Source organism: Paenarthrobacter sp. NPDC090517, assembly GCF_044769165.1.
In the GTDB taxonomy this organism is placed as follows: domain Bacteria; phylum Actinomycetota; class Actinomycetes; order Actinomycetales; family Micrococcaceae; genus Arthrobacter.
In genome coordinates, this window is the sequence record NZ_JBIVXN010000006.1 from 84,985 (window position 1) to 111,218 (window position 26,234).

A 26,234-nucleotide genomic window follows, 5' to 3' on the forward strand; every position below is an offset into this window, starting at 1 on the left:
TCAGTACCAGATCTGGTTCATGCGTGCGGCCATCACCAGTGCGGTTACGCCCACCGCCGCGAGGACGAAGTTGCTCCAGCGGGTTCGTTCAAGGATGGCCCAATAGACGGCCCCCAAAGGAATCATCAGGGCAACAATGAGGTAGCCCCAGAATTCCCATGCTTCACCGGCCATCTGCTCACCCATGGCAACGCGGACGATCGAGCCCACCAAATACACCAGCAGTACAAGCTCGACGGCGAGCACGGAAAAGATCGTGGGGTCATTCGGGGCTTTCTTCATCAAGCCAGCCACGACGCACATGATCGTGGACACCAGTCCGACGATGAGGATGGCGTAAAAATATCCGTCCATGCCTATTTTGCCTGCCCTGTTCCAGTTCCCGGGGCAAAGACCAGCACTGGTTTAGCGAAGCTGCCCGTGTCAGCCAGCAGTGCCACAAGCTCCCCCGAGGGCGCGAATGCTGCGGCAGGCTTTTCGGCCGTGGCGGCGTCCGCCGTTCCGGCTCCCGGCCCGGCAGCGATGCGGCGGCCAAAGGAGATCTCAGTGGTTTCTTCCTCACTCAGCTCCCGGTTGGGCATCAGCGACCGTGCCGCCAGGGACATCTCCAACACCTCGAGATCTTCTGCCAGCTCCTCCAGCGTGCGCGCTTGATCGAGGGAGTAAGGGCCAACCTGGGTCCTGCGCAGGGCTGTGAGGTGCCCACCGACGCCCAAGGCGATACCGAGGTCCCGGGCCAACGCCCTGATGTATGTGCCGGACGAACACTCAACGGTCACGTCGACGTCAACTACCCTGCCGCCGTCGATCCTGGTGATGGAATGTACATCGAAGCGGTGGATGGTGACAGGACGAGCCGCGAGCTTGACCTCTTCGCCCGAGCGGACACGGGCGTAGGAGCGTTCGCCGTTGACCTTGATGGCGCTGACGCTGCTGGGAACCTGCTCGATGGGCCCGGTGAGCGCGACAACACCGGCGGCAACGGCGTCGTCAGTAATGTCCGCTGCGGTGCGGGCCTCCGTGACCTCGCCCTCGGCGTCGTCGGTGATGGTGGTTTCGCCCAGCCTGATAGTGGCGGTGTACGTCTTGGACGTGCCCACGATGTATGTCAGCAGGCGTGTGGCCTTGTTGATGCCGAGCACCAGAACGCCGGTTGCCATGGGATCAAGCGTGCCGGCGTGGCCCACTTTCCGGGTGCCGGCCAGCCGCCGCATCCGGCCAACCACATCATGGCTGGTCCATCCCTGCGGTTTGTCAACGATTACCAGTCCAGAAAGCACGCTTACCAGTATATGGGTGGCTAGGATGGCTCCCATGCCTGAGCTTGCCGCGCATGTCCGCGACGTCCCCGTGAACCAGATCCGTGAGATCACCGAAGCTGCGTGGTCCACCCCCGGAGCAATCGTCCTCAGCATCGGAGAGCCGGGCTTTGCCTTACCCCGGCATATCCTCGACGCCGGCATTGACTGCCTGGATCGCGATGAGACCAACTACACACCCAACGCCGGGATCCCGGCCCTCCGTGAAGCCTTTGCCGCCCGCTTCCGCGAACAGCAAAACGTGGATATCGGCGCGGAGCGTGTGTATGTAGTGGACGGTGCCCAGCAGGGACTGCACTTCGCCATGAGCCTCCTCCTCTCCCCCGGCGACGAGATTCTCATCCCCAACCCCGGCTACCCCACTTTCGCCATGACCAGCAGGCTGCTGCACGCCGTGCCGGTGCAGTATCCGCTATACCCGCAGAACGACTTCCAGCCGCGCATTGAGGACATCGAGGCCCTCATCACGCCAAGCACCAGGGTCCTCATGTTGAACTCCCCGTCCAACCCCTTGGGCGCCGTCTTCAGCGAAGAATCCACGCGCCAACTGGTGGAGCTTGCCGTTCGCCATGACCTTTGGATCATCTCCGACGAGTGCTATGAAGCCTTCACGTTCGATGTCCCCCATGTCAGCCCTGCGCGCTTCGACAGCGACATCCCCGGAGAAGCCCGGGTCTTCACTTCCCTGACACTGTCCAAGACCTACGGGCTAACAGGCCTTCGGATTGGGGCGTTGATCTGCCCGCCCGGGTTGGAGCCGAAGATGAACAACGTTATGGAGTCAATCGTGTCCTGCGTCGCGTCTCCTTCGCAGTACGCCGCCTTGGCCGCGCTGACAGGACCCCAGGACTATGTTTCCCAGGCTCGCGACCACTACCGGAGTAACCGGGATGCAGCCTCAGCTGTTTTGGCGAAGAAGGGAATTCCGTTCCTGGGCGCCCAGGGGGCGTTCTACCTGTGGGCCGACGTCTCGCATCTGAGCGGCGGGGATGTCAGGGCCTGGGTGCGGGCCTTCCTGGCTGAGTCCGGAGTGTCCTTCGCTCCCGGTACGGCATTCGGCTCGATCGGCGAGGGCTGGATCAGGATCGCCCTTTGTGGCGGTCAACAAGACCTGCTCGACGGCGTCAGCCGCCTCCCAGCCAAGGTCTAGTCGCGCGGTTTCTCAGTATCGGGCTCAGTAGCTCGTCCTGTGCGCGTGGTTCCGCCATGCGTCGAAGGGTTCATCTGAAGCGGCCAGCTCGGCATGCTCCACGGGCAGCAGTTCCGGTCTGGTGCCTGCGAAATACTCGTAGAACACAGCGTCGTCGAAGCCCGCCCTGGCCGCGCCGTGCCGGTCTGCCGCGAAATAGACATGCCCGATCCTGGCCCAGAGCGTGGCGGATAGGCACAGCGGGCATGGTTCACAGCTTGCGTAGAGAACGGACCCCGTGAGGTCGAACCTTTTGGTCGCAGCTGCAGCACGGCGGATTGCCACCACTTCGGCATGTGCTGTGGGATCGTGGTCCCGCGTGACCCGGTTGACTCCCTCATGGACGGTTCCGTCCGGGGCGACCACGACGGCGCCGAAAGGGCCGCCGCCGTCGGAAACGTTTTGCACGGCCAGCTTGATGGCCAGGTTCAGGTATTCATCACGTTGCTGAGCACTGTGCGGCGACATGCTCCCGATCATAGCGAGTTTGAGTACAGCAAATGCCCCTAAGAAGGCTTCTTAGGGGCATCAGTTGCTCAAAAACTAGCGGTTGGCGTCTTCGTCGAGTTCGTTATCGCCGGAGAGGTCAGTGTCCTCTTCGTCGAAGTCGTCCTCGTCAACGTCCTCCGGAGAGTCACCCTTGTAAGGGTCTGCCTCGCCGGCGTGCTTGGCACTGGCAGCCAAAGCGGCTACCTCTGCGTCGCGACGCTTGGCTTCACGGAGGAGCTCCTCCAGGTTGGAGGCATTGACCGGAATCTGGTCAGCCACGAACTCGAGTGTCGGAGTGAGGCGAACAGTGATGTTGCGGCCGACTTCCTGGCGCAGTACACCCTTGGCCTTCTCCAGCGCCCTGGCAGCATCTGCCTGGGCTACATCGTCACCAAAAACGGTGTAGTAGATGGTGGCGTGCTGAAGGTCGTTGGTGACGCGGGCGTCCGTGACCGTGATGGACTCAACGCGCGGATCCTTGACCCGTCGTCCGAGGGCCTCAGCGACGACGACCTTTATCCGCTGTGCCAGCTTGGCAGCGCGTGCGGGATCAGCCATGACTTCCTCCTGGTAAGTAGAAAAGGGGAAGGAACGGGTCCGCCGGGGCTACCCGACGGACCCGTTCCAAACGGAACCTAGCTACGCGGCTTTTCGCGCATTTCGAAGGTCTCGATGATGTCGCCTTCAGTGATGTCATTGAAGGAGCCAAGACCGATACCACACTCGAAGTCGGTGCGGACTTCGGTGGCGTCATCCTTGAAGCGCTTGAGCGTCTCAACGGTGAGGTTGTCACCGATGACCTTGCCGTCGCGGCTGACACGTGCCTTGGTGTTACGGCGGATGATGCCCGTGCGGACGATCGAGCCGGCGATGTTTCCGAACTTGGAAGAACGGAAGACTTCGCGAACCTCGGCAGTACCGAGCTGGACTTCTTCGTATTCCGGCTTGAGCATGCCCTTGAGGGCCATCTCGATGTCATCGATTGCTGCGTAGATAACCGAGTAGAAGCGCATGTCCACGCCTTCACGGTCAGCCAGTTCAGCAACACGCTCGGCCGGCTTGACGTTGAAGCCGATGATGATGGCGTTGTCCACCGTGGCGAGGTTGACGTCGTTCTGCGTGATGGCACCCACACCGCGGTGGATGACACGAAGCTGAACGTCGTCGTCTCCGACGTCGATCTTGAGCAAGGCGTCTTCGAGGGCTTCCACGGCACCGGACACGTCACCCTTGAGGATGAGGTTGAGGGTGTCGATCTTGCCTTCGGCAACGGCCTGGTCGAAGTCTTCCAGGCTGATGCGCTTGCGACGCTTGGCCAGTGCAGCGTTGCGGTCGGCAGCTTCACGCTTCTCAGCGATCTGGCGGGCCGTACGCTCGTCAGGGGTCACCAGGAAGGTGTCACCTGCGCGCGGCACGTTGGACAGGCCGAGGACCTGGACCGGGCGGGACGGCAGTGCGACATCGAGTGCCTCGCCGTTCTCGTCGAACATGGCGCGGACGCGGCCGTGAGCCGTACCGGCCACGATCGTGTCGCCCACTGCCAGGGTTCCGGACTGCACCAGGACGGTAGCAACGGCACCGCGGCCCTTGTCGAGGTTCGCTTCGATGGCAATGCCTCGAGCGTCCTTGTCCGGGTTGGCGCGCAGATCCAGTGCGGCATCGGCTGTCAGCAGGACGGCGTCGATCAGTTCATCGATGTTGAGGTTCTGGCGGGCAGAGACCTCAACGAACATGGTGTCGCCACCGTATTCTTCGGGAACCAGGCCGTACTCGGTCAGCTGGCCCTTGACCTTGTCAGGGTTGGCGCCTTCCTTGTCGATCTTGTTCACGGCGACGACGATCGGCACGTTTGCTGCCTGGGCGTGGTTGAGTGCTTCCACCGTCTGCGGCATAACGCCGTCGTCGGCTGCGACAACCAGGATCGCGATGTCGGTGACCTTGGCACCACGTGCACGCATGGCCGTGAAGGCCTCGTGACCGGGGGTGTCAATGAAGGTGATATCGCGGGCCGTGCCCTCGTGAACGTGGCTGATCTGGTAAGCACCAATGTGCTGGGTGATGCCACCATGCTCGCCGGCCACAACGTTCGAGTTGCGGATGGCATCCAACAGGCGGGTCTTACCGTGGTCAACGTGACCCATGACGGTGACAACCGGTGCGCGGGCCTCGAGGACGTCGTCGCCTTCGGCGTCGAGTTCGTCCTGGATGTTGATGTCGAACTGGTCCAGCAGCTCGCGTTCTTCATCCTCGGGGGAAACAACCTGGAGCTTGTAGCCGAGTTCGGCGCCAAGCAGGCCAAAGGTGTCTTCGTCCAAGGACTGCGTAGCCGTTGCCATCTCACCGAGGTGGAACAGAACGGTCACCAGCGATGCGGGGTTCGCGTCAATCTTCTCGGCAAAGTCCGTGATGGACGAACCACGACGCAGGCGGATGATGGTCTCGCCATCACCGCGGGGTACTGATACGCCGCCCAGTGACGGAGCACTCATCTGCTCCAGTTCCTGGCGCTTCGCACGCTTCGACTTGCGCTGCTTGCCACGACCGGCGCCGCCCTTGCCGAAGGCACCCTGGGTACCACCGCGACCGCGGCCACCCTTGCCGAAGCCACCGCCGGCGGGAGCTCCGCCACCAGTGCCTGCACCAGGTGCGCCACCGGGACGACCGGGTCCGCCACCCGGACGGCCTGCGCCACCCGGACGGCCTGCGCCACCGGGAGCCGGACGCTCAGTGCGGTTGGGCATCATGCCCGGGGTAGGACGGTTTCCGGCACCCGGACCGCCGGCGGGACGCGGAGCGCCCGGACGGGGTGCACCGGGACGCGGAGCGCCCGGACGGGGTCCACCGGTACCTGCTGCGGGACGGGGTCCGCCTGCGCCAGCCGCGGGACGCGGACCACCGGGGCGTTCGCCATCGTTGCGGCGTTCGCCCCGGGGCATGCCCTGGGACGGTGCAAACGGGTTGTTACCCGGACGCGGCGGACGGTCTCCGTCGCCACCACGGCCCCGGGGCATGCCCTGGGACGTAGCAAACGGGTTGTTGCCCGGACGGGGTCCGCCGGGACGCGGAGCCTGGCCACCTTGACGTGCCGGAGCCGGAGTCTCTGCCTTGGGAGCAGGACGGGCGCCGGGCTTGGCCGAAACCGGGGTGGATGCGGCAGGAGCCGCAGGGGCTGCCGGCGCGGGTGCTGCCGGAGCAGTGGCAGCAGGAGCTGCCGGTGTAGTGGCGGCCGGAGCTGCCGGAGCGGGGGCTGCAGGTGCCGGGGCCGGAGCCTTCGGCGCTGCAGGACCCGGTGCCGGAGCTGCCGGACGGGATGCTGCGGGAGCTTTGGGGGCAGCAGCGGGTGCGGCGGCTTTGGCAGCGCCGGCACCCGGGTAGGCGTCGCGAAGCTTCTTCACGACGGGGGCCTCAATTGTTGAAGAGGCGGAGCGAACGAATTCGCCCAATTCCTGCAGTTTGGTTACTGCATCTTTGGAAGTAATACCGAGCTCTTTGGCGAGCTCATGTACGCGGACCTTGGCCACATTTCTCCTGTCTCGGTCCGCACCGAGCCAGGCACGAACCGTCTACTTCTTACTGCGGGCCTTCGCCGCTTGCGCGATTGAAAGGCCCATTGCAGAGCGCAACAAAGTTGTCATCGTTACGCACTCATCGCTGGGAACTCATCGGGTTTCCATCAGTTTTCTGACCCGCTTTCAGGTTTGGACGGTTTTCCTGCGGCGGCCTGGGCCTCCACAAGTGGCGTACCGGACATCAGGTATCTCTCCACGGCGCGTGTATCGGATGCACCCGCAAGGGCCCTTCCGAAAGCTCGCCGCTTGATCGCCAATGCCAAGCACTTTTCGCTGGGGTGCAGCCACGCACCCCTGCCGGCCATCCGGCGTCGTTCATCCACCAGGACGGCGGACGAACCGCTGCCTTGGGCGACTAGCCGGACAAGCTCGGACCGGGAGCCTTGCTTCCGGCATCCGATGCACGTGCGAACAGGCCCGCGGCCATGTTCAAGCAGTTCAGCCACGACGTGTCCAACCTGCCTTACGCTACTGGCACCCGACGGGCCCCGGTCCTGCGCATGCAGCTGAGGCACGCCAAAGCGCGCGGATACCGGACGTAAGCCCGGTTCCATCTAGTCTAGCCCCCCGGCCCCGGTCTCCCGAAACCAAGTAAGCCACCAGCGCGGCGCAGAACCGGCGGCACGGCCGCCGGTTGAACCGTTAGTCCGTCTTGGCCGGAGCCGCGTCCGAGACGATATCAATGCGCCAGCCCGTCAGCTTGGCTGCGAGTCGGGCGTTCTGGCCTTCCTTCCCGATCGCCAGTGAAAGCTGGTAATCAGGCACAACCACGCGGGCGGAGCGGGTGGCTTCGTCCGTGATAGTGACGGAATTCACTCGCGACGGCGACAACGAGTTGGCAATGAAGGTCGCGGGGTCATCACTGAAGTCCACGATGTCGATCTTCTCGTCGTTCAGTTCGGTCATGACAGCCCGGACACGGGAACCCATTTCACCGATGCAGGCACCCTTGGCGTTGACGCCGGGAGTGTTTGCCTTCACTGCGATCTTGGTGCGGTGACCGGCTTCGCGGGCCAGGGCCACGATCTCCACGGAGTGGTCCGCAATTTCCGGAACTTCCATTTCGAACAGCTTCCGGACCAGGCCGGGGTGCGAGCGGGACAACGTGATGGATGGTCCCTTGGCCCCGCGGTGTACATCCACCACAAAGGCACGCAAGCGGCTTCCATGGAGGTACTTCTCACCCGGAACCTGCTCGGGCGGCGGCAGCAACGCTTCCACAGCTCCCAGGTTGACCTGAATCATGTGCGGGTTGTTGCCCTGCTGGATCATGCCGGCTACAAGCTCGCCTTCACGGCCCTTGAACTCGCCCAGCACGTTATCGTCTTCCACGTCGCGAAGGCGCTGCAGGATGATCTGGCGCGCGGTGCTTGCGGCGATGCGGCCGAAACCGGCCGGGGTGTCCTCGAACTCGCCGATGGGCTCGCCGTCGTCGTCGATTTCCGTCGCCCAGATAGTCACGTGACCGCTCTTGCGGTCCAGTTCAGCGCGGGCCTTTTCGAAGGCGCCGGGCGTCTTGTGGTACGCCACCAACAGCGCCTGCTCGATGGTGGGAATCAGGAGATCCAGCGGGATTTCACGCTCACGCTCCAGGAGTCTCAGTGCGCTCATGTCAATATCCATTAGGCCTCCTCGGAAGGTCCGTTGTGCTCGTCTTCCAGCGCAGCCTCGTGGAGGTGGCTGAATTCAATCTCGACTTTTCCTTGGCGGATCCTGTCGAAAGGAATAGTGATGGGTTCGCCCTGCTTGGGCTTCATGCCCTTTTTGACCTCATGCTCGGGGATGAGCGTCACGGCATCATCCCCAACCGATGCGATACGGCCCAGGAGGTTATCCCCTTGGATGACGTTGACCCTGACCATGCGGCCGCGGGCGCGATGCCAGTGACGCGGCTCTGTCAGGGGACGGCCTACTCCCGGGGAAGAAACCTCAAGGTCGTACGGACGGCCGTCGTCATGGGGATCGTTGTCCAGGATGTCGGACAGGCCGCGGGAGACCTCCGCGATGGCGTCAAGGCTGACGCCCCCGGTCTCTTCCTGCGGAAGGTCCACGACAACGTGGACCGTGCGGTGTGAACCGGCAACGTGGATGGAAACATCCTCGAGGTAGAGCCTGCTGGCAAGGACAGCCGGTTCAAGCAGCGCCCTAAGCCTGCTCTCTTCCGGGTTGTGGATGGTGGCCGTTGAGTTCGATTCAGAACGGTCTGTTGAAGTCGTGGCTTCCGAGTCACTCACGTTGCCCGCCGCCTCCCGATAGATGTTGTTGTGACTACTAGCCTAACGATTTTCCCGGGAACATGGTGCACGGACTTCCCCGTCCACGTGACACCATGGTCTGTTGTGAACGGGCAGACAAGCGAAAAACGACGAACACCACCCTGGGGCCGGGTTTTGCTGGTTGCCGTGGTGGCGCTGCTTGTTGCGGGCACCGGAATGGTGCTTATTCCGCGTGATTCCGGCACTCCCCCGGCGGTTCCCTTCTCCGAAACCGCCCGCATCGTGGCGCTGGAGGACACGCAGCGGTTGCGGGAAGCGGCCACCATGCTGGCGGAGGCGTCGGCTTCGGGTGCCGGAAAGCCGACGCTCGGCAACGCTGTGACTTTGCTGACAACCCACGCGCAGGCCCTGCAGGGCCCTCATGGTGTAGCGTCCGGCGCCCCGTCACCCGTCGGTCCGACCACTGCGGATCAAGAAAGTGCGGCCGCACCACCCAGCCGTGCTTCTTTCCTGACCGGGTTGGCTGGCAGTGGGCAGAAGCGATTGGACGACGCCCGTGAGGCCGACGGCGGGATCGCCCGCCTGCTTGCCGCCGTCGGAACCGCGCAGCTGCTTCAGTCCGAAAGGCTGGCCGCGGAGTGGCAACTTCCGCTGCCACAGCAGACAACTGCGACAGACACCAAAGCTCCTGCGGCAACTCCCCTGGCGGCCTCGTGCCCGTCAGCCAGCCCCACTCCGGAGCCGACGTCCGCCACTACGGACACCGCCTTGGCTGCGGTGGTTCGCTCGCAGCAGGAAGCGATCTACGTTTACCAGGTGGCACTGAAAAGGCTGGACACTTCGAACTCGCCTGCTGCTGCCAAGTACTTGCAAATGCACGAGGTACTGCTCCAGCAGGCAGAATCGCTCACCAGCGCCAATTGCGCAGACGCGCCTCCAGGCGAGGCGGGCTACCGGTTGCCGGAGCAATTCACCCAGGACCCGGCCGCTTTCCTGGGTTTTGTGGAACTTGCTTCCCTGCCTCGACTCGGTGACCTGGTGGCACTGTCTACGGAGGAGACCCGGGCCTGGGCCGTCGACGGCCTCCTGGCCGCTGCCCGTAGGAGCACTGCCTGGGGAGCAACGCTACCCGCGTTGCCGGGCCTCGTGCTCGACGTCGGCGAGCTACCTGCGCTGCCGACGCCCACCGCCACGTCCTTCAACGGCAGATAGGCGAGCCTAGCCATGCTGGTCAGGGCCGCTTGCCAGTGCTTGGCTTGATGCATGGCCTCCGCAAAACTGCCACCACGCATGAAAACGAACCTCACCGGGACGATCTGGCCCACCGTTTGAACTGGTTGAGGGCTGGAGTCCTCGGCGCCAATGACGGCATCGTGTCCGTCGCAGCGATTGTGGTGGGTGTGGCAGGAGCCACCACCAGCACTGGCAGTATCCTCGCTGCGGGCACCGCCGGCGTGGTGGGTGGCGCCATCTCCATGGCTTTGGGTGAATACGTGTCCGTCAGCAGCCAAAGCGACACCCAGAAAGCGTTGATCGAAAAGGAGAAACGAGAGCTGGCGGAGCAACCGGAGGATGAACTCGAAGAGCTGGCCGCCATCTACGAATCGAAAGGGCTCAGCGCCAAGACAGCCCGGGTCGTCGCGCAGGAGCTGACTGAGCATGATGCCCTGGCCGCCCACCTGTCGGCCGAGCTGAACATCCATGAAGATGACATCGTCAGCCCCTGGAATGCAGCGTTGGCTTCCGCCGTGGCCTTTACCCTCGGAGCGGCACTTCCGATGCTGGCTATCCTGTTGCCTCCACCGGAGTTGCGGGTGCCCCTGACGTTCATTGCAGTCCTGTTGGCCTTGGCGATCACCGGCGCCGTTGGCGCATGGATCGGCGGCGCTGCCCGTTTCCGCGCAGCAGCCCGAGTGGTCCTCGGAGGGGCCTTGGCGCTGGCCGCTACATTCTCGATAGGAACCCTGTTGGGAGCGAGCGGCGTTTTCTAGGAGGCTCGCGTTGACTCGGAGTTAGGCTGTTGGCGTGACCCTTCACGCGATGATTCCCATTCCGGGCGACCTCCACGCCCGTTACAACCGCGACTCAGCGGGCAGGGATTGGCTTGCCAGCCTCCCGGGGCTCATCTCCGGGGCACTGGACCGCTGGCATCTGTCGGTGGACCTTGCACCAGGCGCTGAGCCTTGGAATGGCCACGGAGCATTGGTGGTCCCTGTTCTTCAAAACGGCACGCCCGCAGCCCTTAAGATCGCCTTTCCCCATGAAGAAGCACTGGTGGAGCGCCACGCACTGACCCTTTGGGACGGCCACGGCGCCGTCCGCCTCCTCGCTTCGGACGTGGGAAGTTGCTCCATGCTGCTTGAACGCCTTGATGCCTCCCGCTGGCTCCAGGACGCCCCTTTGGATGAAGCCAGGGACGTGTGGGGCGCCATTATGCGGGAACTCTCAATCCAGCCCGATGACCGACTCGAGTGGCGGGCCTTCGACCACGTTGCTGCAACCGCCGAGCGGTGGAGCGATGAACTCCCCGCAGAGTGGGAGCACTTGGACCGCCCCTTCCCCAGGTGGCTGCTGGAGGCGGCACTGGAAGTGTGCCAAACGCGCGGGGCCGTGGGACGCCGTTCCGGAGTGGATGTCCTGGTGCACACTGACCTTCACTTCATGAATATCCTTGCCACCACAACTGCCGAAAGACTGCCCCTCCGCGGAGACTATCTGGCCATAGATCCCCAACCACAGATAGGCGAGGCGGAGTTCGCCGTCGCCCCCATCCTGTGGAACCGCATCCACGACCTACCGCGGACCGACCCGGAGGCCGGGTTGCTGGAGCGGTGCCGGGACTTCAGCTACGCCGCTGGATTAGACCCGGAGGTTGCCCGCCAATGGGGCATTGCCCGTGAGGTGCAGAATGCTCTGTGGTACGCCGCGAAGCCCGGACACGGAGGTGACCTTGCCCGCTCCCTATGGGTCGCCAGCACCCTCGCCGGCAGCACGCTGGCGGACCTGCCGTCGGCGCATGATCTCCCCGATCCCGGCGAAGCGGCGTGAGATCACGGTCCTGCCGGCCGCAGCGGTCCTACGCTGCGAAGTTCTCGTTCCAGACGTCCATGCCTAGTTTGATGATCAGCGCCGCCACCACCACCAGGAAAACGAGGCGTACGAATTTACTTCCCCTCGCCACGGCGGTCCTGGCCCCGAGATAGCCGCCTGCCATGTTTGCCAGACCCAAAAGCAGTCCCACGCCCCAGAGCAATGAGCCGTGCGGAAGGAAGAAGATCAAGGCTCCGGCATTGGTGGCCATGTTGACGATTTTCGCCTTGGCACTGGCTTCGAGAAAGGCATAACCCATCGCCGAAACGAGGGCAATGACCAGGAACGAGCCAGTACCGGGGCCAATCAGACCGTCATAAAAGCCGATGACGGCACCGATGAGGCAGGCCACCACGTAATGCTTATGGCCATCGTGGCGGAGCGCTGTCAGTTCACCGGCACTGGGACGCAAGGCAGTGAAAACGGCGACGGCGATCAGCGCCACCACAATGATCGGTTTGAAGACGCTGGCCGGAAGAGACGCGGCAAGGATGGCCCCACCGAAGCTCCCGGCAAGGGCGATGACCGCCATCGGAATAGCGGTCTTGAGATCCGGGCCGACGCGGCGATAGTAGGTGACCGCGCTTGTGGTGGTCCCGAAGATGGAGCCCATCTTGTTCGTGGCCAAGGCCTGGACGGGCGTGATACCCGGGACCAGCAGCAGGGCGGGGAGCTGAATCAGTCCCCCGCCCCCAACTACGGCGTCAACCCAGCCTGCTGCGAAGCCGGCCACCACAATCAGGATGAGGGTGGTGAGCTGGATCGACTCGAAGCCGGAAATCACCGGGTTCGTACAGCGTTGACCACGTAATCCACGGCTTTGTCCACCGAAACGTTTTCGGCTTCGCCGCTGCGGCGGTCTTTGATTTCAACGACACCGTCCACCAGCCCGCGGCCAACGGCCAGGATGGTGGGCACACCCACGAGTTCGGCGTCGCCGAACTTTACGCCGGGAGATACCTTCGGGCGGTCGTCGAAAATGACGTCCAAGCCGGCAGCTTCAAGCTCAGCCGAGAGCCTTTCAGCGGCTTCGAAGATCTCATCGCCACGGCCGACTGCCACGACGTGCACATCTGACGGAGCGACGGAGCGCGGCCACACGAGGCCGCGGTCGTCATGGTTTGCTTCGGCCAGCGCTGCGACAGCACGCGTCACGCCAACGCCGTAGGAGCCCATGGTGACAACCTGCTGCTTGCCGTTTTGATCCAGCACCTTCAGGTCCAGGGCCTCGGCGTACTTACGTCCAAGCTGGAAGATGTGGCCCATTTCGATGCCACGGGCGGTTTCAAGCGGTCCGGAACCGTCCGGCGCGGGATCGCCGGCACGCACGTCAGTGCTCTCAATGACGCCGTCCCAACTGAAGTCGCGGCCGGCGACCAGTCCGAAAACGTGCTTACCTTCGGCATTGGCACCGGTCACCCAGCTGGTGCCGGAGACAACGCGGGGATCCACAAGGAAGAGCACCTTGGAAGATCCTTCAAGGCCAAGGACGGGCTCGTCGAGGGACAAACCCGGTCCGATATAGCCCTTGACCAGCCACGGCAGCTTTTTGAGGTCTTCTTCGTTGGCAGCCTCGAGGCCGATTTCGCCGGCGATGGGCAGGTGGGAGCCGATGTTGGCTTCCACGCGCTTGAGGTCTACGCCGCGGTCACCCGGAACGCCAATAACCACGATTTGGCGCTCACCTGTGGGCAGCGTGACGGCAAGGACAACATTCTTGAGGGTGTCAGCGGCCGTCCAGGTGCCGCCGTCGGCCTCGCTGCGGGGAGCGAGTTGGTTGGCGGCGTCCACCAGAGTATCGATGGTTGGGGTGTTCGGGGTGTCCAGGACCTCAGCGGCCGGAGCGTTGGTGAAGTCGATGTCGTCCGGAACCACGGTGGTCACAGCCTCAACATTGGCGTAGTAGCCGCCGGCCGAGCGCACAAACGTGTCCTCGCCAATCTCGGTGGGGAACAGGAATTCCTCGCTCTTTGAGCCACCCATGGCACCAGCGGTGGCGGCAACAGGAATGACTTCCAGGCCCAGGCGCGCGAAGATCTTCAGGTAAGCACCCCGGTGGGCGGCGTAGCTTGCGTCCAAGCCGGCGTCGTCAATGTCGAAGGAGTAGGAGTCCTTCATAATGAACTCGCGGCCACGGAGGAGTCCTGCCCGCGGACGCGCTTCATCGCGGTACTTGTTCTGGATCTGGTAAAGGCTCAGCGGCAGGTCCTTGTACGAGGAGTACAGGTCCTTGACCAGGAGCGTGAACATCTCCTCGTGCGTGGGAGCCAGCAAATAATCTGCACCCTTGCGGTCCTGGAGGCGGAACAGGCCTTCGCCGTATTCTGTCCAACGGTTGGTGGCCTCATAGGGCTCGCGGGGAAGCAGCGCCGGGAAGTGGACTTCCTGGGCTCCGATGGCGGACATCTCCTGGCGGATGATGTCCTCAACCTTCCGCAGGACGCTCAGGCCCAGCGGCAGCCACGTGTAGATACCGGGTGCAGCGCGGCGGATGTAGCCGGCACGCACCAGGAGCTTGTGGCTAGCGACCTCGGCGTCGACGGGATCTTCACGCAGGGTGCGCAGGAACAGCTGGGAAAGGCGAAGGACCACGGGTACGTATCCGTTTCTATGGCAGATGTGGCAAAAACAACTGCCTACTAATCTACCGGCTGACGCCGAGCCGCTTGAACGGGACCGCATGGCGTCCGGACAGCCTGAACACAGAAGAGCCACGCCGTCGCGTTTGGAAGCCCCTGGCCGCAACCGGCTGGTCATCCTGCGATGGCGTGGCTCAGCGGCCGGCCGGCCGCAGACTCTGTCCTGGGACTACATCGCCGTTCCCTCCAGCGGAACGGGATCGCCTGCGACTGGGAGGCATTGGTCACTGCCGAAAACACGGATGGCACGGCCGCCGCTGGCGCCCTTCAAGGTCTTGGTCATGATTCCCCCTGTACCACCCGCACCCCAACGACACGGCTTGGGAAGAACTTATGTGATAGCGGACACATTTTCAAGGACTGGCTTCGCTGGCGGCCCCTTGACCGGCATCTTCGCTGGATCTAGCTTTAATTCATCAGTTGGTGAATTAATCCAACCATGGGAGGTCCGCATGACACCCGCACCATCGGCCATCGAGGCGACGGGACTCCATGTCTCCCGTTCACGCACCAAGATCCTGCGAGGCCTGGACTTCACGGTCGACTCCGGACGCATCACCGGGCTTTTGGGTCCTTCCGGCAGCGGCAAAACGACGCTCATGAGGGCAATCGTCGGCGTCCAGCGAATCACCCGGGGAACCGTTACCGTCCTCGGCCGGCCGGCTGGCAGCGCACCGCTCAGGCACGACGTCGGTTACGTCACCCAAGGCGCGAGTGTTTATGGAGACCTCAGGGTCGAAGCGAACGTTCGGTACTTCGGAGCCATGCACGGCGCAACGGCGGCTGACGCCGCGGAAGCAATTGCCGCCGTCGGACTTCAGGAGTTCGCCCGCCAGAAGGCAGCAGACCTATCCGGCGGGCAATTCAGCCGTGTGTCCCTTGCTTGTGCGCTGGTGGCCCATCCCCGGCTCCTGATCCTGGACGAGCCCACTGTTGGGCTGGATCCCGTACTCCGCGCCGAGTTATGGCAGCGGTTCGGCGCCATGGCTGCCGGCGGAACCACCCTGCTGGTGTCCAGCCACGTCATGGAGGAAGCTTCCCACTGTTCCTCACTCCTGCTGCTGCGGGATGGCCTTCTGCTGGCTCAGTTGACTCCTGCAGAGCTGGCCGAACGCGGCGGGAGCGACGATCTGGAGCGGGCGTTCCTGACCATCATCAAAGCCGCTGAGCAGGCCACCAAGGGCGCTCCCCGGGGCCACGAAGAAAGCCAGGTGACGCCATGAATCTCCGCATGACCCTTGCCACCACCACCCGGGTCCTGGGACAACTGCGGCACGACCACCGGAGCGTCGCACTGATCCTCGTGGTTCCGGCACTGCTCCTGACCGCCGTCTATTTCCTCTTCGAGAACGAAACACTCCCGCCCGGATTCCCCCGCACCTTCGACCGCGTGGGCCTGATGATGTTGGCGATCTTCCCCTTCGTGGTCATGTTCCTGGTCACGTCCATCACCATGCTTCGGGAACGCACCTCCGGGGCGCTCGAACGCCTTCTGACCACCCCGATCCACAAGGCAGACCTGCTGTTTGGCTACGCTCTGGCCTTCTCCATCATGGCCGCCCTGCAATCCTTGGTGGCAACGGCCGTGGCCTACTGGATTTTCGACCTCGACATCAAAGGAAGTCCCGGCTATGTGGTGATGATCGCCGTTATCAACGCCGTCTTGGGCGTCGCGCTGGGGCTGTTGTGTTCAGCGTTCGCCCGCACCGAGTTCCAGGCCGTGCAGTTCATGCCCGTGGTGGTGGTGCCGCAAATCCTGTTGTGCGGGTTGTTCGTGGCCCGGGACGATATGAACGAGGTCCTGGGAGCTATATCCGGTGTTTTGCCGCTCACGTTCTCCGTGGACGCACTGCAAGAGATCGCCGGGAATGCCGAAGCCACGCCAGCGATGTGGCAGGACGCCCTGACCATGGGCGGGATTGTCGTAGGAGTTCTGGTCCTGGCATCACTGACCCTTCGAAGGCAAACCAGATGAGCCTCCCGCAGGCACGCCGGGGCCGCCGCAGCGCAGGAGATCATTCGCGGGAAGCCATCCTCGCAGCTGCACGAAAACTTTTCGCTGAGCAGGGATTCGAAGGGACAAGCCTTCGGCAGGTAGCCCGTGAGTCATCGGTGGATCCGGCCATGGTGCACCACTTCTTCGGGGGCAAGGACGAGCTTTTTGCCGCCAGCGTGGAGTTGCCCGCTGACCCGGCAGAGGTTCTTGCCGGCGTCGAAACCCTGGACCCGGCCGTAAGGGCGGAAGCGATTGTCCGGGCAGTGCTGCGGCTTTGGGAAAGCCCGGCCCAGCATGGCCTGGTGGCCTTTGTCCGGGGAACCATCGGCTCCAAGGCCAAGACGGCACTCATGCGCGAAATGGTGAACCGCACCATACTGTCCAGGATCATGGCGGGGCTGCCCGGTTCGCCCGAAGAAGTACGCGTGCGCGGCAATCTTGTGGCCACGCAAGTTGTGGGGCTCATGCTGGTCCGCTACGTAATCCGGCTCGAGCCCCTGGCCTCGGCGGATCAGGAAGACGTGGTCCGCTTCGTCGCACCAAACATCCAGCGCTACCTCACAGGAGACCTTGACTCGTCCAAGTAGCTGTCAGTTGTGGCTAGAACAGCACCGTCGCGAAGGTGCCCACTTGTTCGAAGCCGACGCGCTCATACGTGGCGCGGGCTTTGGCGTTGTAGTCATTCACGTAGAGGCTCGTCACCGGGGCGAAGGTTCGGGAGAGATTCACGACGGCGGCCATGTAGCCACCGCTTTGGCCGCGGCCCCGCAATTCGGGGTTCATCCACACGCCTTGAACCTGAGTGACGTCCCGCGTGACTGCCCCTAACTCGGCTTTGAAGACCACAGTGCCGTTGGCATCGATGTGGACCAAGGAATGGCCCTCACGAATAAGGCCAGCGACGCGCCTGCTGTAGAACTCTTGCCCTCCGAGGAAGGGCGAGTAGCCAACCTCTTCTTCGAACATGGCTGCGCAGGCGGGCAGGATGCGATCGAAGTCCGCCATGGTGCCGAATGTCAGGGCAGGGTTGGCGCCGATGACAGGTGGGCTGGAAATGGTAAGTAGCGGTTGCTGGGAGCGAACTTCATGGGCACCATGACCCAATTGCTCGAATCGCGTATAGAGGGCCAGGACAGTTTCCGCCGGACCAAAAATGGATGCGTAGCGGCGGCCTGTTTCGTGGGCCGCGCTGGCCACATATCCCGCCAGCCCGGGATCGAGCTGCACAGGGACCAAGTTGGCTCCCGCCCAACACGCGCCAAGCAGCGTTTCGCCGTCGAAGACTCCGAAAATGCTGGCACCGCCGCTGGTGGGCGCCGCTGTTCCGGTGCTTTCCAAGTGGGCGAGGATGAAAACGTTGGCTACCACGTCTTCCTTGGCCAGGGCGCGGAGAGCCAGGGTGTCGGCACTGCCGAGCACCCTGACTCCCAACCCGTTCTCGTTACGAGACGCTAACCACGGGGCTACCCTTGACAGCATCTTCGCCATCGGCCTCCCCCATCTCTTCGGCGATGCGCATGGCCTCTTCGATCAGTGTCTCAACAATTTCGCTCTCAGGCACAGTCTTGATGACTTCGCCCTTCACGAAAATCTGGCCTTTGCCGTTTCCGGAGGCCACACCGAGGTCCGCTTCACGGGCCTCACCGGGTCCGTTGACGACGCAACCCATGACGGCTACGCGCAACGGGATCTCCATGCCTTCCAAACCTGCGGTTACCTGCTCGGCCAGCGTGTACACGTCCACCTGCGCGCGACCACAGGACGGGCAGGAGACGATTTCGAGCTTGCGCGGGCGAAGGTTCAGGGATTGCAGGATCTGGTTGCCCACCTTGATTTCCTCCACTGGCGGAGCCGAGAGGGAAACACGGATGGTGTCGCCAATGCCGCGGGACAGGAGTGCACCGAAAGCCGTTGCCGACTTGATAGTGCCTTGGAATGCCGGTCCGGCCTCGGTCACGCCAAGGTGCAAAGGCCAGTCGCCCTTCTCGGCCAGCATCTCGTACGCGGCCACCATGATCACAGGATCGTTGTGCTTAACGGAGATCTTGAAGTCATGGAAACCGTGCTCTTCGAACAGCGAGGCTTCCCAGACTGCGGACTCAACAAGTGCCTCCGGGGTGGCCTTGCCGTACTTCTTCATGATCCCGGGTTCAAGGGAGCCCGCGTTAACGCCGATCCGAATGGATGTTCCATGGTCATGCGCGGCTGCAGCGATTTCTTTGACCTGGTCATCGAACTTGCGGATATTGCCAGGGTTAACGCGAACCGCCGCGCATCCGGCTTCGATTGCGGCGAAAACGTACTTCGGCTGGAAGTGGATATCCGCAATTACGGGAATCTGGGACTTGCGGGCAATGATCGGCAAAGCCTCGGCATCGTCGGCTGACGGGCAGGCAACACGCACAATGTCGCAGCCTGAAGCCGTCAGCTCAGCAATCTGCTGCAGCGTGGCGTTGATATCCGTGGTGGGCGTGGTGGTCATGGACTGCACGCTGATGGGCGAGTCAGAACCGACGCCAACGGACCCTACCTTGATCTGCCGCGTCTTACGGCGCGGGGCAAGAACGGGCGGTGGGGCTGCTGGCATTCCCAGGCTGACCGAGGTCACGTGGACTCCTTGGGTTGGGGTGGATCGTTGTGGTGGAGAACGTCCGGACTAGGACGCGTAGGCAGCCAGGACGCCGGTGTTAGGCGCCCATTCCGTGGTGCGGATGCCGGCGACAACTCCGGCTTCGGCGAACGGATCCTGCTTGAGGAGGTCATTGAGTTCGGCTTCGTCCGCGGACTTGAAGATCAGCAGGGCGCCTGCACCGTCACCGTAAGGGCCACTGGCAAGCAGTTTGCCTTCCTCGGCCAGGTCGCCGAGCCAGGCACGGTGTGCGGGGCGGGCTTCATCGCGGAGGGCGTCGGATTCGGCGACGTATACATACTCAACAGCGAAAACAGTCATGGAGCTAGCCTATCCCGCCTACTCAGCCGAAAATGTTCACGGGCTTCACGATGTCCGCATAGATCAGGAGGGCGCCCATGGCCATCAGCAGCGCTGCGACCACGTACGTGGCTGGCAGCAGCTTGGCGATGTCGAACGCGCCCGGGTCCGGTTTACCCAGGAGCTTGGCCACCCGGCGTCGGACCCCTTCGTAGAGCGCGCCGGCTACATGGCCGCCGTCAAGGGGCAGAAGGGGAATGAGGTTGAAGATCGCCAGTGCGAAGTTAAGCCCCGCGAGCAAGCCGATCAGGGTGCCGATGCGGGCTTGCATGGGCACCTGCTCCATGGCCGCAACTTCACCTGCAACCCGGCCTACACCCACCACGCTGATGGGCCCGTTCGGGTCGCGGGGCTCTTCGCTGAAGGCCGCCTTCGCCACTCCAACCACCCTGGCCGGCAGGTTGAAGATCACACCGGAAATCTGCTTGATGTTCTCTCCGGCCATGGGCAAAACGGCCGACGCCGGTTGGGGAACCAGTTCACTTTGGGCCCCGATCCCAAGGAATCCCACTTCCTGGTATTTCAGCACCCCGTTGGCGTCCTGCTCAGGCCGGCCGTCGGTCCCGACCACAGGCCGTGAGGATAGTACAGGCGTCACCGTAGTTTCCAGGGTCGATCCGTTGCGCTCCACGGTGATGGGCACGTCTCTGCCAGCGGATGCACGGATCCAGCCGGTAAGTTCGTCCCAGCTGGTGACGGCTTTTCCGTCGAAGGAAGTAATGGTGTCATTCGGCTGGAGGCCCGCCGCCGCGGCGGGAGTCAGTTTGCAATCGGCCGAGTCGGGGTCCACGGTCTCCCCTGCCGCTACCTGGCACTTGGAAACGTCCGCGATGGTAGTGGTTGCTGTTGCCATGCCGAAGCCCATGAGCAGGACAGCCAGCAGTATCAACCCGATCAGCATGTTCATGGCAGGACCACCAAGCATGACGATGATCTTTTTCCAGACGGGAAGCTTGTAGAAGACGCGGTTTTCGTCCCCCGGCCCTACTTCCTCGTGCGCCATGGAGCGCGCCTCGGTGGCGAGCGTCTGGAACATGCCCGTACTGGAGGGGCGGACAGCGCCGTCTTCCTTGTTCGGCGGGTACATGCCGATCATGGACACGTAGCCGCCCAACGGAAGCGCCTTGAAGCCGTACTCGGTCTCGCCCTTCTTCTTGGACCACAAGGTGGGTCCGAAGCCGATCATGTACTTGGTGACGCGGACTTTGAACAGCTTGGCAGGAACCAAGTGGCCCACCTCGTGAAGCGCAATGGAAACAGCTACGCCGATCGCGACGAAGACGACTCCGAGAATGAAGAGAAGGACGGGACTCATGCCGGTGGGACTGCTTCCATAAGGGTTGTGAGCTACAGGGCGCTGCTGGCTAAACGATCAAGGGTACGGGCGCGTGCCCACTTCTCAGCATCCAGCACGGACTCCACTGTTAGCTCAGAAGAGCCTGAATGTTCGCTGAGGACGGATTCCACGGTATCCACAATGTCCGTGAAGCGGATGCGGCCAGCATGGAAGGCCTCTACGGCTTCTTCATTGGCGGCGTTGAAGACCGCGGGAAACGTGCTGCCCTGCTTGGCTGCGTCCTTGGCGAGGTCCACTGCGGGGAAGGCCACGGTGTTCAAGGGTTCGAACGTCCAGCTGGTCGCTTGGGTCCAGTCGCACGCCTGGGCAGCGCGAGGAACACGGTCCGGCCAGCCCAGCCCCAGGGCAATCGGCAGCCGCATGTCCGGCGGCGAAGCCTGGGCGATGATGGAGCCGTCCACGAACTGGACCATGGAGTGGACCACCGATTGTGGATGGACCACCACATCGATCCTGTCCAAGGGAACGTCGAACAGCAGGTGGGCCTCAATCACTTCAAGGCCCTTGTTGACCAAGCTGGCTGAGTTTGTGGTGACCATGAGGCCCATATCCCAGGTGGGGTGCGCGAGCGCCTCCTGTGGTGTGACGTTGTGGAGTTGCTCCCGCGTGCGTCCGCGAAAGGGGCCGCCTGAAGCGGTCAGGATCAGCTTTTCAACTTCCTGGTCCGTGCCCGAACGGAGGCACTGGGCGATGGCGGAGTGCTCCGAATCGACGGGGACGATCTGGCCTGGGCCAGCAGCGGCTTTGACCAGGGCACCGCCGACAATCAACGATTCCTTGTTGGCAAGTGCCAGGGTGGCTCCGGTGCCGAGCGCGGCCAGGGTGGGTGCCAACCCGATTGAACCGGTGATGCCATTGAGGACGACGTCGCACTTGATGGCTGCGATCTGCGTGGAGGCGTCCGGCCCAACAAAAATCTCCGGAGCAAAGCCGCGCACGCCCGCAATGGCGGCCTCGGCATCGATCAGGCGTCGAAGCTCTGCCGGATCTCCTTGGGCAATGCCCACGGCTTGCGCCCTGGTGTGGACGGCCTGCTGCGCGATGAGTTCAAGGTTTCCTCCGCCGGCGCTGAGGGCCACCACCTCGAAACGGTGCGGGGCAGCATCGACGACGTCAATCGCTTGTGTGCCGATGGAACCGGTGGACCCGAGGATGACGATCTTGCGCGGCTGCATTGATTAAGTATCCCAGTCGACACCGGAGGCCGCGAACGGAATCGGGCATAAGTGGAAAACCGGCACCGCTTGACCACCGCGTTCCCCCGCGTACCGTGGAATCGTGGAGTGGATGTCCTGGTTTGATGCGCGGGACTACGAGTTCGCCCGGCAAGTGCTGCAGCGCGGCACAGCCGTGCTCTACGCAGTTGCGTTCCTCTCGACGTTGAACCAGTTCCCGGCACTCCTCGGCGAGCGCGGCCTGTTGCCTGTACCGGCTTTCCTGGACATGGCCCGCAAGCTGGCAAGACCCACTCTGTTCCAATGGCGCTATTCCGACGCGCTGCTCAAGGCCGTGTGCTGGACGGGGATGGGCGTGTCGGTTCTGCTGGTGGCCGGCCTCCCCCAAATGGGTCCTCCGTGGCTGCCTATGCTGGCTTTCCTCGCGCTCTGGTTCCTTTACATGTCGATCGTTAACGTGGGCCAAACGTTCTATGGGTTCGGCTGGGAGATCCTTCTTCTTGAGGCCGGATTCACCGTGGCATTCCTTGGCTCGGACCAGACTCCGCCGCCCACAACCATCCTCGTCCTCATTCTGTGGCTCGTGTTCCGCCTTGAATTCGGCGCTGGAATGATCAAGATCCGGGGCGGCCGCGAGTGGCGCGACATGACGGCAATGTTCTATCACCATGAAACCCAGCCAATGCCTGGCCCGCTCAGCAGGCAGGCGCACCTTTTGCCACGTCCGCTGCACAAGGTGGAGGTGCTGGGCAACCATTTTGCTCAGTTGGTGGTGCCGTTCTTCCTGTTCGCACCTCAACCTCTGGCGAGTATTGCCGCAGGCATCATCATCGCGACGCAGCTGTGGTTGGTGGGTACCGGAAATTTTGCCTGGCTGAACTGGGTGGCAGTCATCCTGGCTTTCGCTGCTGTCAGTGATCCCGTGGCCCATGCGATTTTTCCGTTTATCCCGCTGGAGTGGCACCAGGGTGCCGCCACCCCGGTGTGGTGGCTCGCCGTCGTCGTGCTTATTACCGTTCTATTGCTGGTGTTCAGCTACCGGCCGCTCCTCAACCTGTTCTCCAGCCATCAGTTAATGAACGCCAGTTTCAACCGGTGGCGCTTGGTGAACGCCTACGGAGCTTTTGGGACGGTGACCAAGCAACGGATCGAGATCGTGGTGGAGGGCACCCTGGCTGAGGAACCGGACGCATCGGACGAGCACTGGCTTGAGTACAGTTTTAAGGGCAAGCCCGGCGACGTTCGGCGACTCCCCCGGCAATGGGCGCCGTACCACCTGCGCTTGGATTGGCTGATGTGGTTCCTGCCGCTGCGTACCGTCCATGAGGACTGGTTTTATGTGTTCCTGCACAGATTATTGGAGGCCGACAAACCCACGCTTGGACTGCTGCGCCGTGACCCCTTCGACGGCGACCGCCCCCGTTGGGTGAGGGCGCGCAGCTACCTCTACCGTTTCGCCAGCCGCGCGGAGTTCCGTGAGACGGGCGAACGTTGGGTTCGGGTGCTGCTGTATGACGCGATCCCGCCGCTCTCGCTTAGTCCTCGACGGCGGCGGCTGCCCTAGCGTTTGACGCCCGCGGTGGGGCGGTGGACTCTCGGACGACGAGGTGCGTAGCCAACTCCACTCTTCGCGAATCGATTTCCTCGCCATTTTTCTGGCGGAGGATGAAGCTCAGGGCCGACCGTCCCATCTCTTGCAAGGGTTGGGACACTGACGTCAGCGGAGGCACCGATTCTTCGGCTTGGTGCGTGCCGTCAAAGCCGACCAGGCTCATTTCCTCGGGAATGCGCACGTTCTGGCGCCGCGCTTCAGCGAGCACCCCCAGCGCGATGCTGTCGCTGCCGGCAAAGATCGCCGTGGGCGGATTGTCGAGCGCCAGCAGGGCCTTCATGGCGCGAACTCCGTTTTCCGGCTTGAAGGGTCCAGCGGAAATGTACTCGTGGTCCACTGCCACTCCCTCCGCCATCAATGCTGCCATGTAACCGTGCAGCCGGGCCTGGCTGCACTCCGCAGTGGAGGGACCGCCGATGTAGGCGATTCTTCTATGCCCCAGCTCCAGAAGGTGTGATGCCGCAGCCTTACCGCCGGCCCAATTGCTGGCGCCAACACTAAAGACGTCAGCTGGTGGCGGATTCAGCGGGTCCACCACCACGATGGGGATCTGGCGCCGCTTGAATGCCTCCAGCTGCGCCGCGCCGAAGGCGGAGGTCACCACGATCATGCCGGCGCGACCCTCGTCGATCAGGCGCTGCGCCCGTTCCTCAGGCCCCAGTGGCGAGCCCGCCTGCCTCCCCGTGATGGAGAGAATCACCTCCATGTCCGACACCGCTGCGTGCTCCATCACTCCATTGAGCACTTCCACTCCGTAAGCAGAATTCAAGGAGTCGAAGACGACCTCCACCGCACGATGTTCAGGGATGCTTTTGCGTTGCAGTGGCGATCTGTAGCCGGTGCGCTGCAGAGCCGCCAAAACCTTGGCGCGGGTGGCTTCCGCCACGTCCTCACGCCCATTGACCACCTTGGAAACGGTAGGCGCGGAGACACCTACCTCGGCTGCCACCGCTGCCAAGGTGAGCCTGGATGGGCGGAGATCTCGTTCCACAATGCTCCTGCTTTCGAAATATTTCGGACGATTACAGTGTGCTTGATCGCAGCAGTATCCGTCAATGGAAGTTCAATTTCTTCTAAATCCGGGCACAGATAGCTCTTGACGGTGATGCAGGTCACGGCTAAATTTGGTGGGCACTTCCGAAAGGATGTTCGAAATATTTCGAAATATCAATGGATGCTGGTGATCGCAGTCGATCCCCTCACCGCGGAGTGTGGCTTTTTACACGCACAACCGGGCAATCAGCGTCGAGCCCGAAGGACGAATGGAAACTGCACATGAATAATCTCAAGTTGCGCACCGCCGGAATGGCCGTTTCTGCAGCCGCTATGTCGATCGCGCTCGTAGCCTGCGGGTCCTCAGGTCCGGCCGGAACAGGAGCCTCGGCGGACTCAGCAACCATGTGGGGACTCACCGGTGGCGACCAGCCCGTGTTCCAGGCATCCATTGACTCCTGGAACAAGTCCCACCCGGACTCCGCCATCAAGCTCGACTTCTTCGCCAACGATGCCTACAAGACCAAGGTCCGCACCGCCGTCGGTGCCGGCCAAGGGCCGACACTGGTTTACGGCTGGGGCGGCGGGGTCCTCAAGTCCTACGTCGATGCCGGTCAAGTGGATGATCTGACGGGATTCCTTAAAGAGAACCCTGACGTTCAGAGCCGCTACCTTCCCTCCATCCTCGAGAGCGGCGTGATCGACGGAAAGACCTATGCACTGCCCAACAACAAGGTGCAGCCCGTTGTCCTGTACTACAACAAGGAAGTCTTCGACAAGATCGGGGCTGTTGCGCCAAAGACCTGGGATGACCTCATGGCGCTGGTACCCAAGTTCAAGGAAGCCGGCGTGGCACCTTTCTCCCTGGGAGGCCAGTCCAAGTGGCCGGACCTGATGTGGCTTGAATACCTTGTGGACCGCATCGGCGGCCCTGAAGTCTTCGCCAACATCGCAGCCAACAAGCCGGAAGCGTGGTCCCACCCCGCAGTGATCGAAGCTCTGACGAAAATCCAGGAACTGGTAGACGCCGGTGGCTTCATCAACGGTTTCTCCTCCATTGCCGCTGACAGCAACGCGGACCAGGCGCTGCTGTACACGGGCAAGGCCGCCATGATCCTGCAGGGCAGCTGGATTTACCAAGGCATGAAGAAGGACGCCGCCGACTTCGTCTCCAGCGGCAAGCTCGGATACGCCCCCTTCCCCACCGTTGAGGGCGGCAAGGGTGACCCCGCGAACGTTGTGGGTAACCCGTCCAACTTCTGGTCCGTATCCTCCAAGGCCCGAGGACCAGAAGAAGACAGCCCTGGAGTACGTCAAGGACGGAATGTTCACGGACGAGAACGTCCAAAGCCTGATCGACTCAGGAGCGGTGCCTGTGGTCACCGGCATCGAAGAAAAGCTCGCTGCCTCCCCTGACAAGGACTTCCTGAGCTACGTCTATGGCCTGGCGAAGGACGCCCCGGACTTCACGCTTTCCTGGGACCAGGCACTCAGCCCCGCACAGGGAGATGCAATGCTGGCCAACCTCGACCAGATCTTCCTCAAGAAGATCACTCCGGAGCAGTTCGCTTCCACCATGAACGCTACGATCGGGAAGTAAC

General features: G+C 62.9%; 26 protein-coding genes. 10 read left to right on the plus strand and 16 right to left on the minus strand.

Annotated features, from left to right (window positions below; translation table 11 throughout):
- Together ACIQTW_RS17565 and truB are read right to left on the minus strand one after the other, a co-directional pair.
- A complete protein-coding gene (locus ACIQTW_RS17565) occupies positions 1-354 on the minus strand; it encodes a hypothetical protein (protein WP_017198033.1) in 354 nt (117 codons plus the stop codon).
- Between the two features lie 2 nt (positions 355-356).
- Positions 357-1,280: a tRNA pseudouridine(55) synthase TruB gene (gene truB, locus ACIQTW_RS17570; protein ID WP_402939498.1), complete on the minus strand. Its 924-nt coding sequence runs from the start codon at positions 1,278-1,280 to the stop codon at positions 357-359.
- Between the two features lie 34 nt (positions 1,281-1,314).
- On the opposite strand from truB, the gene ACIQTW_RS17575 reads away from it, so the two are divergent.
- Positions 1,315-2,469 (plus strand): pyridoxal phosphate-dependent aminotransferase, encoded by a 1,155-nt coding sequence (locus ACIQTW_RS17575; RefSeq protein WP_402939501.1) that lies wholly within the window; start codon positions 1,315-1,317, stop codon positions 2,467-2,469.
- 24 nt (positions 2,470-2,493) lie between these two features.
- On the opposite strand, the gene ACIQTW_RS17580 is transcribed toward ACIQTW_RS17575, so the two are convergent.
- The 6 genes from ACIQTW_RS17580 to rimP all read right to left on the minus strand — a co-directional run bounded on the left by ACIQTW_RS17580 (position 2,494) and on the right by rimP (position 8,800).
- Complete coding sequence (locus tag ACIQTW_RS17580; protein WP_243836733.1) at positions 2,494-2,976, minus strand: nucleoside deaminase; 483 nt, start codon at positions 2,974-2,976, stop codon at positions 2,494-2,496.
- 75 nt (positions 2,977-3,051) lie between these two features.
- Positions 3,052-3,555 carry a 30S ribosome-binding factor RbfA gene (gene rbfA, locus ACIQTW_RS17585; RefSeq protein ID WP_091466440.1) on the minus strand — a complete coding sequence of 168 codons (504 nt, stop codon included), beginning with the start codon at positions 3,553-3,555 and terminating at the stop codon, positions 3,052-3,054.
- A gap of 77 nt (positions 3,556-3,632) precedes the next feature.
- Positions 3,633-6,518, minus strand: coding sequence for a translation initiation factor IF-2 (infB, locus tag ACIQTW_RS17590; RefSeq protein WP_091466438.1), 2,886 nt, complete (start codon positions 6,516-6,518; stop codon positions 3,633-3,635).
- A gap of 152 nt (positions 6,519-6,670) precedes the next feature.
- Positions 6,671-7,012, minus strand: coding sequence for a YlxR family protein (locus tag ACIQTW_RS17595; protein WP_402939507.1), 342 nt, complete (start codon positions 7,010-7,012; stop codon positions 6,671-6,673).
- 196 nt (positions 7,013-7,208) lie between these two features.
- Complete coding sequence (gene nusA, locus ACIQTW_RS17600; protein ID WP_091466435.1) at positions 7,209-8,189, minus strand: transcription termination factor NusA; 981 nt, start codon at positions 8,187-8,189, stop codon at positions 7,209-7,211.
- Positions 8,189-8,800 carry a ribosome maturation factor RimP gene (gene rimP, locus ACIQTW_RS17605; protein WP_402939510.1) on the minus strand — a complete coding sequence of 204 codons (612 nt, stop codon included), beginning with the start codon at positions 8,798-8,800 and terminating at the stop codon, positions 8,189-8,191. The genes nusA and rimP overlap by 1 nt, the downstream gene beginning before the upstream one ends.
- Positions 8,801-8,830: 30 nt before the next feature.
- Here rimP and ACIQTW_RS17610 point away from each other — a divergent pair, with 30 nt between their 5' ends.
- The 3 genes from ACIQTW_RS17610 to ACIQTW_RS17620 are packed head-to-tail and all read left to right on the plus strand — an operon-like array spanning position 8,831 to position 11,830.
- Positions 8,831-9,994 carry a DUF4439 domain-containing protein gene (locus ACIQTW_RS17610; protein WP_402939513.1) on the plus strand — a complete coding sequence of 388 codons (1,164 nt, stop codon included), beginning with the start codon at positions 8,831-8,833 and terminating at the stop codon, positions 9,992-9,994.
- A 47-nt stretch (positions 9,995-10,041) separates the two neighbouring features.
- The gene (locus tag ACIQTW_RS17615) at positions 10,042-10,773 is read left to right on the plus strand and encodes a VIT family protein (RefSeq protein WP_402939845.1); all 732 of its coding nucleotides are present in this window, start codon (positions 10,042-10,044) and stop codon (positions 10,771-10,773) included.
- 34 nt (positions 10,774-10,807) lie between these two features.
- Positions 10,808-11,830: an aminoglycoside phosphotransferase family protein gene (locus tag ACIQTW_RS17620; RefSeq protein ID WP_402939515.1), complete on the plus strand. Its 1,023-nt coding sequence runs from the start codon at positions 10,808-10,810 to the stop codon at positions 11,828-11,830.
- Positions 11,831-11,858: 28 nt separating this feature from the next.
- Here the strand turns inward: ACIQTW_RS17620 and ACIQTW_RS17625 are convergent, their stop codons facing one another.
- Both ACIQTW_RS17625 and ACIQTW_RS17630 read right to left on the minus strand, forming a co-directional pair.
- Positions 11,859-12,656 carry a sulfite exporter TauE/SafE family protein gene (locus ACIQTW_RS17625; RefSeq protein ID WP_402939518.1) on the minus strand — a complete coding sequence of 266 codons (798 nt, stop codon included), beginning with the start codon at positions 12,654-12,656 and terminating at the stop codon, positions 11,859-11,861.
- Positions 12,653-14,464, minus strand: a complete 1,812-nt coding sequence (locus ACIQTW_RS17630) for a proline--tRNA ligase (protein ID WP_402939520.1) — start codon at positions 14,462-14,464, stop codon at positions 12,653-12,655. Before ACIQTW_RS17630 ends, ACIQTW_RS17625 begins: the two co-directional genes overlap by 4 nt.
- A gap of 499 nt (positions 14,465-14,963) precedes the next feature.
- Between ACIQTW_RS17630 and ACIQTW_RS17635 the strand changes: the two genes are divergently transcribed.
- Genes ACIQTW_RS17635 through ACIQTW_RS17645 form a run of 3 tightly spaced genes read left to right on the plus strand, consistent with a single transcriptional unit; the run spans position 14,964 to position 17,094 of the window.
- The gene (locus ACIQTW_RS17635; RefSeq protein WP_402939523.1) at positions 14,964-15,734 is read left to right on the plus strand and encodes an ABC transporter ATP-binding protein; all 771 of its coding nucleotides are present in this window, start codon (positions 14,964-14,966) and stop codon (positions 15,732-15,734) included.
- 8 nt (positions 15,735-15,742) lie between these two features.
- Complete coding sequence (locus ACIQTW_RS17640) at positions 15,743-16,486, plus strand: ABC transporter permease (RefSeq protein WP_402939526.1); 744 nt, start codon at positions 15,743-15,745, stop codon at positions 16,484-16,486.
- The gene (locus tag ACIQTW_RS17645) at positions 16,483-17,094 is read left to right on the plus strand and encodes a TetR/AcrR family transcriptional regulator (protein WP_091466420.1); all 612 of its coding nucleotides are present in this window, start codon (positions 16,483-16,485) and stop codon (positions 17,092-17,094) included. Before ACIQTW_RS17640 ends, ACIQTW_RS17645 begins: the two co-directional genes overlap by 4 nt.
- A gap of 13 nt (positions 17,095-17,107) precedes the next feature.
- On the opposite strand, the gene ACIQTW_RS17650 is transcribed toward ACIQTW_RS17645, so the two are convergent.
- The 5 genes from ACIQTW_RS17650 to dxr are packed head-to-tail and all read right to left on the minus strand — an operon-like array spanning position 17,108 to position 22,028.
- A complete protein-coding gene (locus ACIQTW_RS17650) occupies positions 17,108-17,986 on the minus strand; it encodes a GNAT family N-acetyltransferase (RefSeq protein ID WP_402939848.1) in 879 nt (292 codons plus the stop codon).
- Positions 17,949-19,115: a flavodoxin-dependent (E)-4-hydroxy-3-methylbut-2-enyl-diphosphate synthase gene (ispG, locus tag ACIQTW_RS17655; protein ID WP_402939530.1), complete on the minus strand. Its 1,167-nt coding sequence runs from the start codon at positions 19,113-19,115 to the stop codon at positions 17,949-17,951. The genes ACIQTW_RS17650 and ispG overlap by 38 nt, the downstream gene beginning before the upstream one ends.
- A gap of 48 nt (positions 19,116-19,163) precedes the next feature.
- Positions 19,164-19,457: a YciI family protein gene (locus ACIQTW_RS17660; protein WP_054808403.1), complete on the minus strand. Its 294-nt coding sequence runs from the start codon at positions 19,455-19,457 to the stop codon at positions 19,164-19,166.
- 22 nt (positions 19,458-19,479) lie between these two features.
- Positions 19,480-20,811 (minus strand): M50 family metallopeptidase, encoded by a 1,332-nt coding sequence (locus ACIQTW_RS17665; RefSeq protein ID WP_402939534.1) that lies wholly within the window; start codon positions 20,809-20,811, stop codon positions 19,480-19,482.
- A 32-nt stretch (positions 20,812-20,843) separates the two neighbouring features.
- Positions 20,844-22,028 (minus strand): 1-deoxy-D-xylulose-5-phosphate reductoisomerase, encoded by a 1,185-nt coding sequence (gene dxr / locus ACIQTW_RS17670; protein WP_402939537.1) that lies wholly within the window; start codon positions 22,026-22,028, stop codon positions 20,844-20,846.
- A gap of 103 nt (positions 22,029-22,131) precedes the next feature.
- Between dxr and ACIQTW_RS17675 the strand changes: the two genes are divergently transcribed.
- Positions 22,132-23,592: a lipase maturation factor family protein gene (locus tag ACIQTW_RS17675; protein WP_402939540.1), complete on the plus strand. Its 1,461-nt coding sequence runs from the start codon at positions 22,132-22,134 to the stop codon at positions 23,590-23,592.
- Here ACIQTW_RS17675 and ACIQTW_RS17680 read toward each other — a convergent pair.
- Complete coding sequence (locus tag ACIQTW_RS17680) at positions 23,564-24,631, minus strand: LacI family DNA-binding transcriptional regulator (protein WP_402939543.1); 1,068 nt, start codon at positions 24,629-24,631, stop codon at positions 23,564-23,566. The two genes, ACIQTW_RS17675 and ACIQTW_RS17680, sit on opposite strands and share 29 nt — an antisense overlap.
- Before the next feature lie 284 nt (positions 24,632-24,915).
- Here ACIQTW_RS17680 and ACIQTW_RS17685 point away from each other — a divergent pair, with 284 nt between their 5' ends.
- Together ACIQTW_RS17685 and ACIQTW_RS17690 are read left to right on the plus strand one after the other, a co-directional pair.
- Complete coding sequence (locus ACIQTW_RS17685) at positions 24,916-26,049, plus strand: ABC transporter substrate-binding protein (protein WP_402939546.1); 1,134 nt, start codon at positions 24,916-24,918, stop codon at positions 26,047-26,049.
- Positions 26,009-26,233, plus strand: a complete 225-nt coding sequence (locus tag ACIQTW_RS17690; protein ID WP_402939549.1) for a hypothetical protein — start codon at positions 26,009-26,011, stop codon at positions 26,231-26,233. Before ACIQTW_RS17685 ends, ACIQTW_RS17690 begins: the two co-directional genes overlap by 41 nt.
- The last annotated feature ends 1 nt before the right edge of the window (position 26,234 follow it).

Bases quoted from the DNA above. Each gene is read 5' to 3' on its own strand.
- ACIQTW_RS17565 (WP_017198033.1), bottom strand. From the start codon at position 354: ATGGACGGATATTTTTACGCCATCCTCATCGTCGGACTGGTGTCCACG.
- ACIQTW_RS17575 (WP_402939501.1), top strand. From the start codon at position 1,315: ATGCCTGAGCTTGCCGCGCATGTCCGCGACGTCCCCGTGAACCAGATC.
- ACIQTW_RS17580 (WP_243836733.1), bottom strand. From the start codon at position 2,976: ATGTCGCCGCACAGTGCTCAGCAACGTGATGAATACCTGAACCTGGCC.
- rbfA (WP_091466440.1), bottom strand. From the start codon at position 3,555: ATGGCTGATCCCGCACGCGCTGCCAAGCTGGCACAGCGGATAAAGGTC.
- nusA (WP_091466435.1), bottom strand. From the start codon at position 8,189: ATGGATATTGACATGAGCGCACTGAGACTCCTGGAGCGTGAGCGTGAA.
- ACIQTW_RS17615 (WP_402939845.1), top strand. From the start codon at position 10,042: ATGCATGGCCTCCGCAAAACTGCCACCACGCATGAAAACGAACCTCAC.
- ACIQTW_RS17635 (WP_402939523.1), top strand. From the start codon at position 14,964: ATGACACCCGCACCATCGGCCATCGAGGCGACGGGACTCCATGTCTCC.
- ACIQTW_RS17640 (WP_402939526.1), top strand. From the start codon at position 15,743: ATGACCCTTGCCACCACCACCCGGGTCCTGGGACAACTGCGGCACGAC.
- ACIQTW_RS17645 (WP_091466420.1), top strand. From the start codon at position 16,483: ATGAGCCTCCCGCAGGCACGCCGGGGCCGCCGCAGCGCAGGAGATCAT.
- ACIQTW_RS17650 (WP_402939848.1), bottom strand. From the start codon at position 17,986: ATGCTGTCAAGGGTAGCCCCGTGGTTAGCGTCTCGTAACGAGAACGGG.
- ACIQTW_RS17660 (WP_054808403.1), bottom strand. From the start codon at position 19,457: ATGACTGTTTTCGCTGTTGAGTATGTATACGTCGCCGAATCCGACGCC.
- ACIQTW_RS17665 (WP_402939534.1), bottom strand. From the start codon at position 20,811: ATGAGTCCCGTCCTTCTCTTCATTCTCGGAGTCGTCTTCGTCGCGATC.
- dxr (WP_402939537.1), bottom strand. From the start codon at position 22,028: ATGCAGCCGCGCAAGATCGTCATCCTCGGGTCCACCGGTTCCATCGGC.
- ACIQTW_RS17685 (WP_402939546.1), top strand. From the start codon at position 24,916: ATGAATAATCTCAAGTTGCGCACCGCCGGAATGGCCGTTTCTGCAGCC.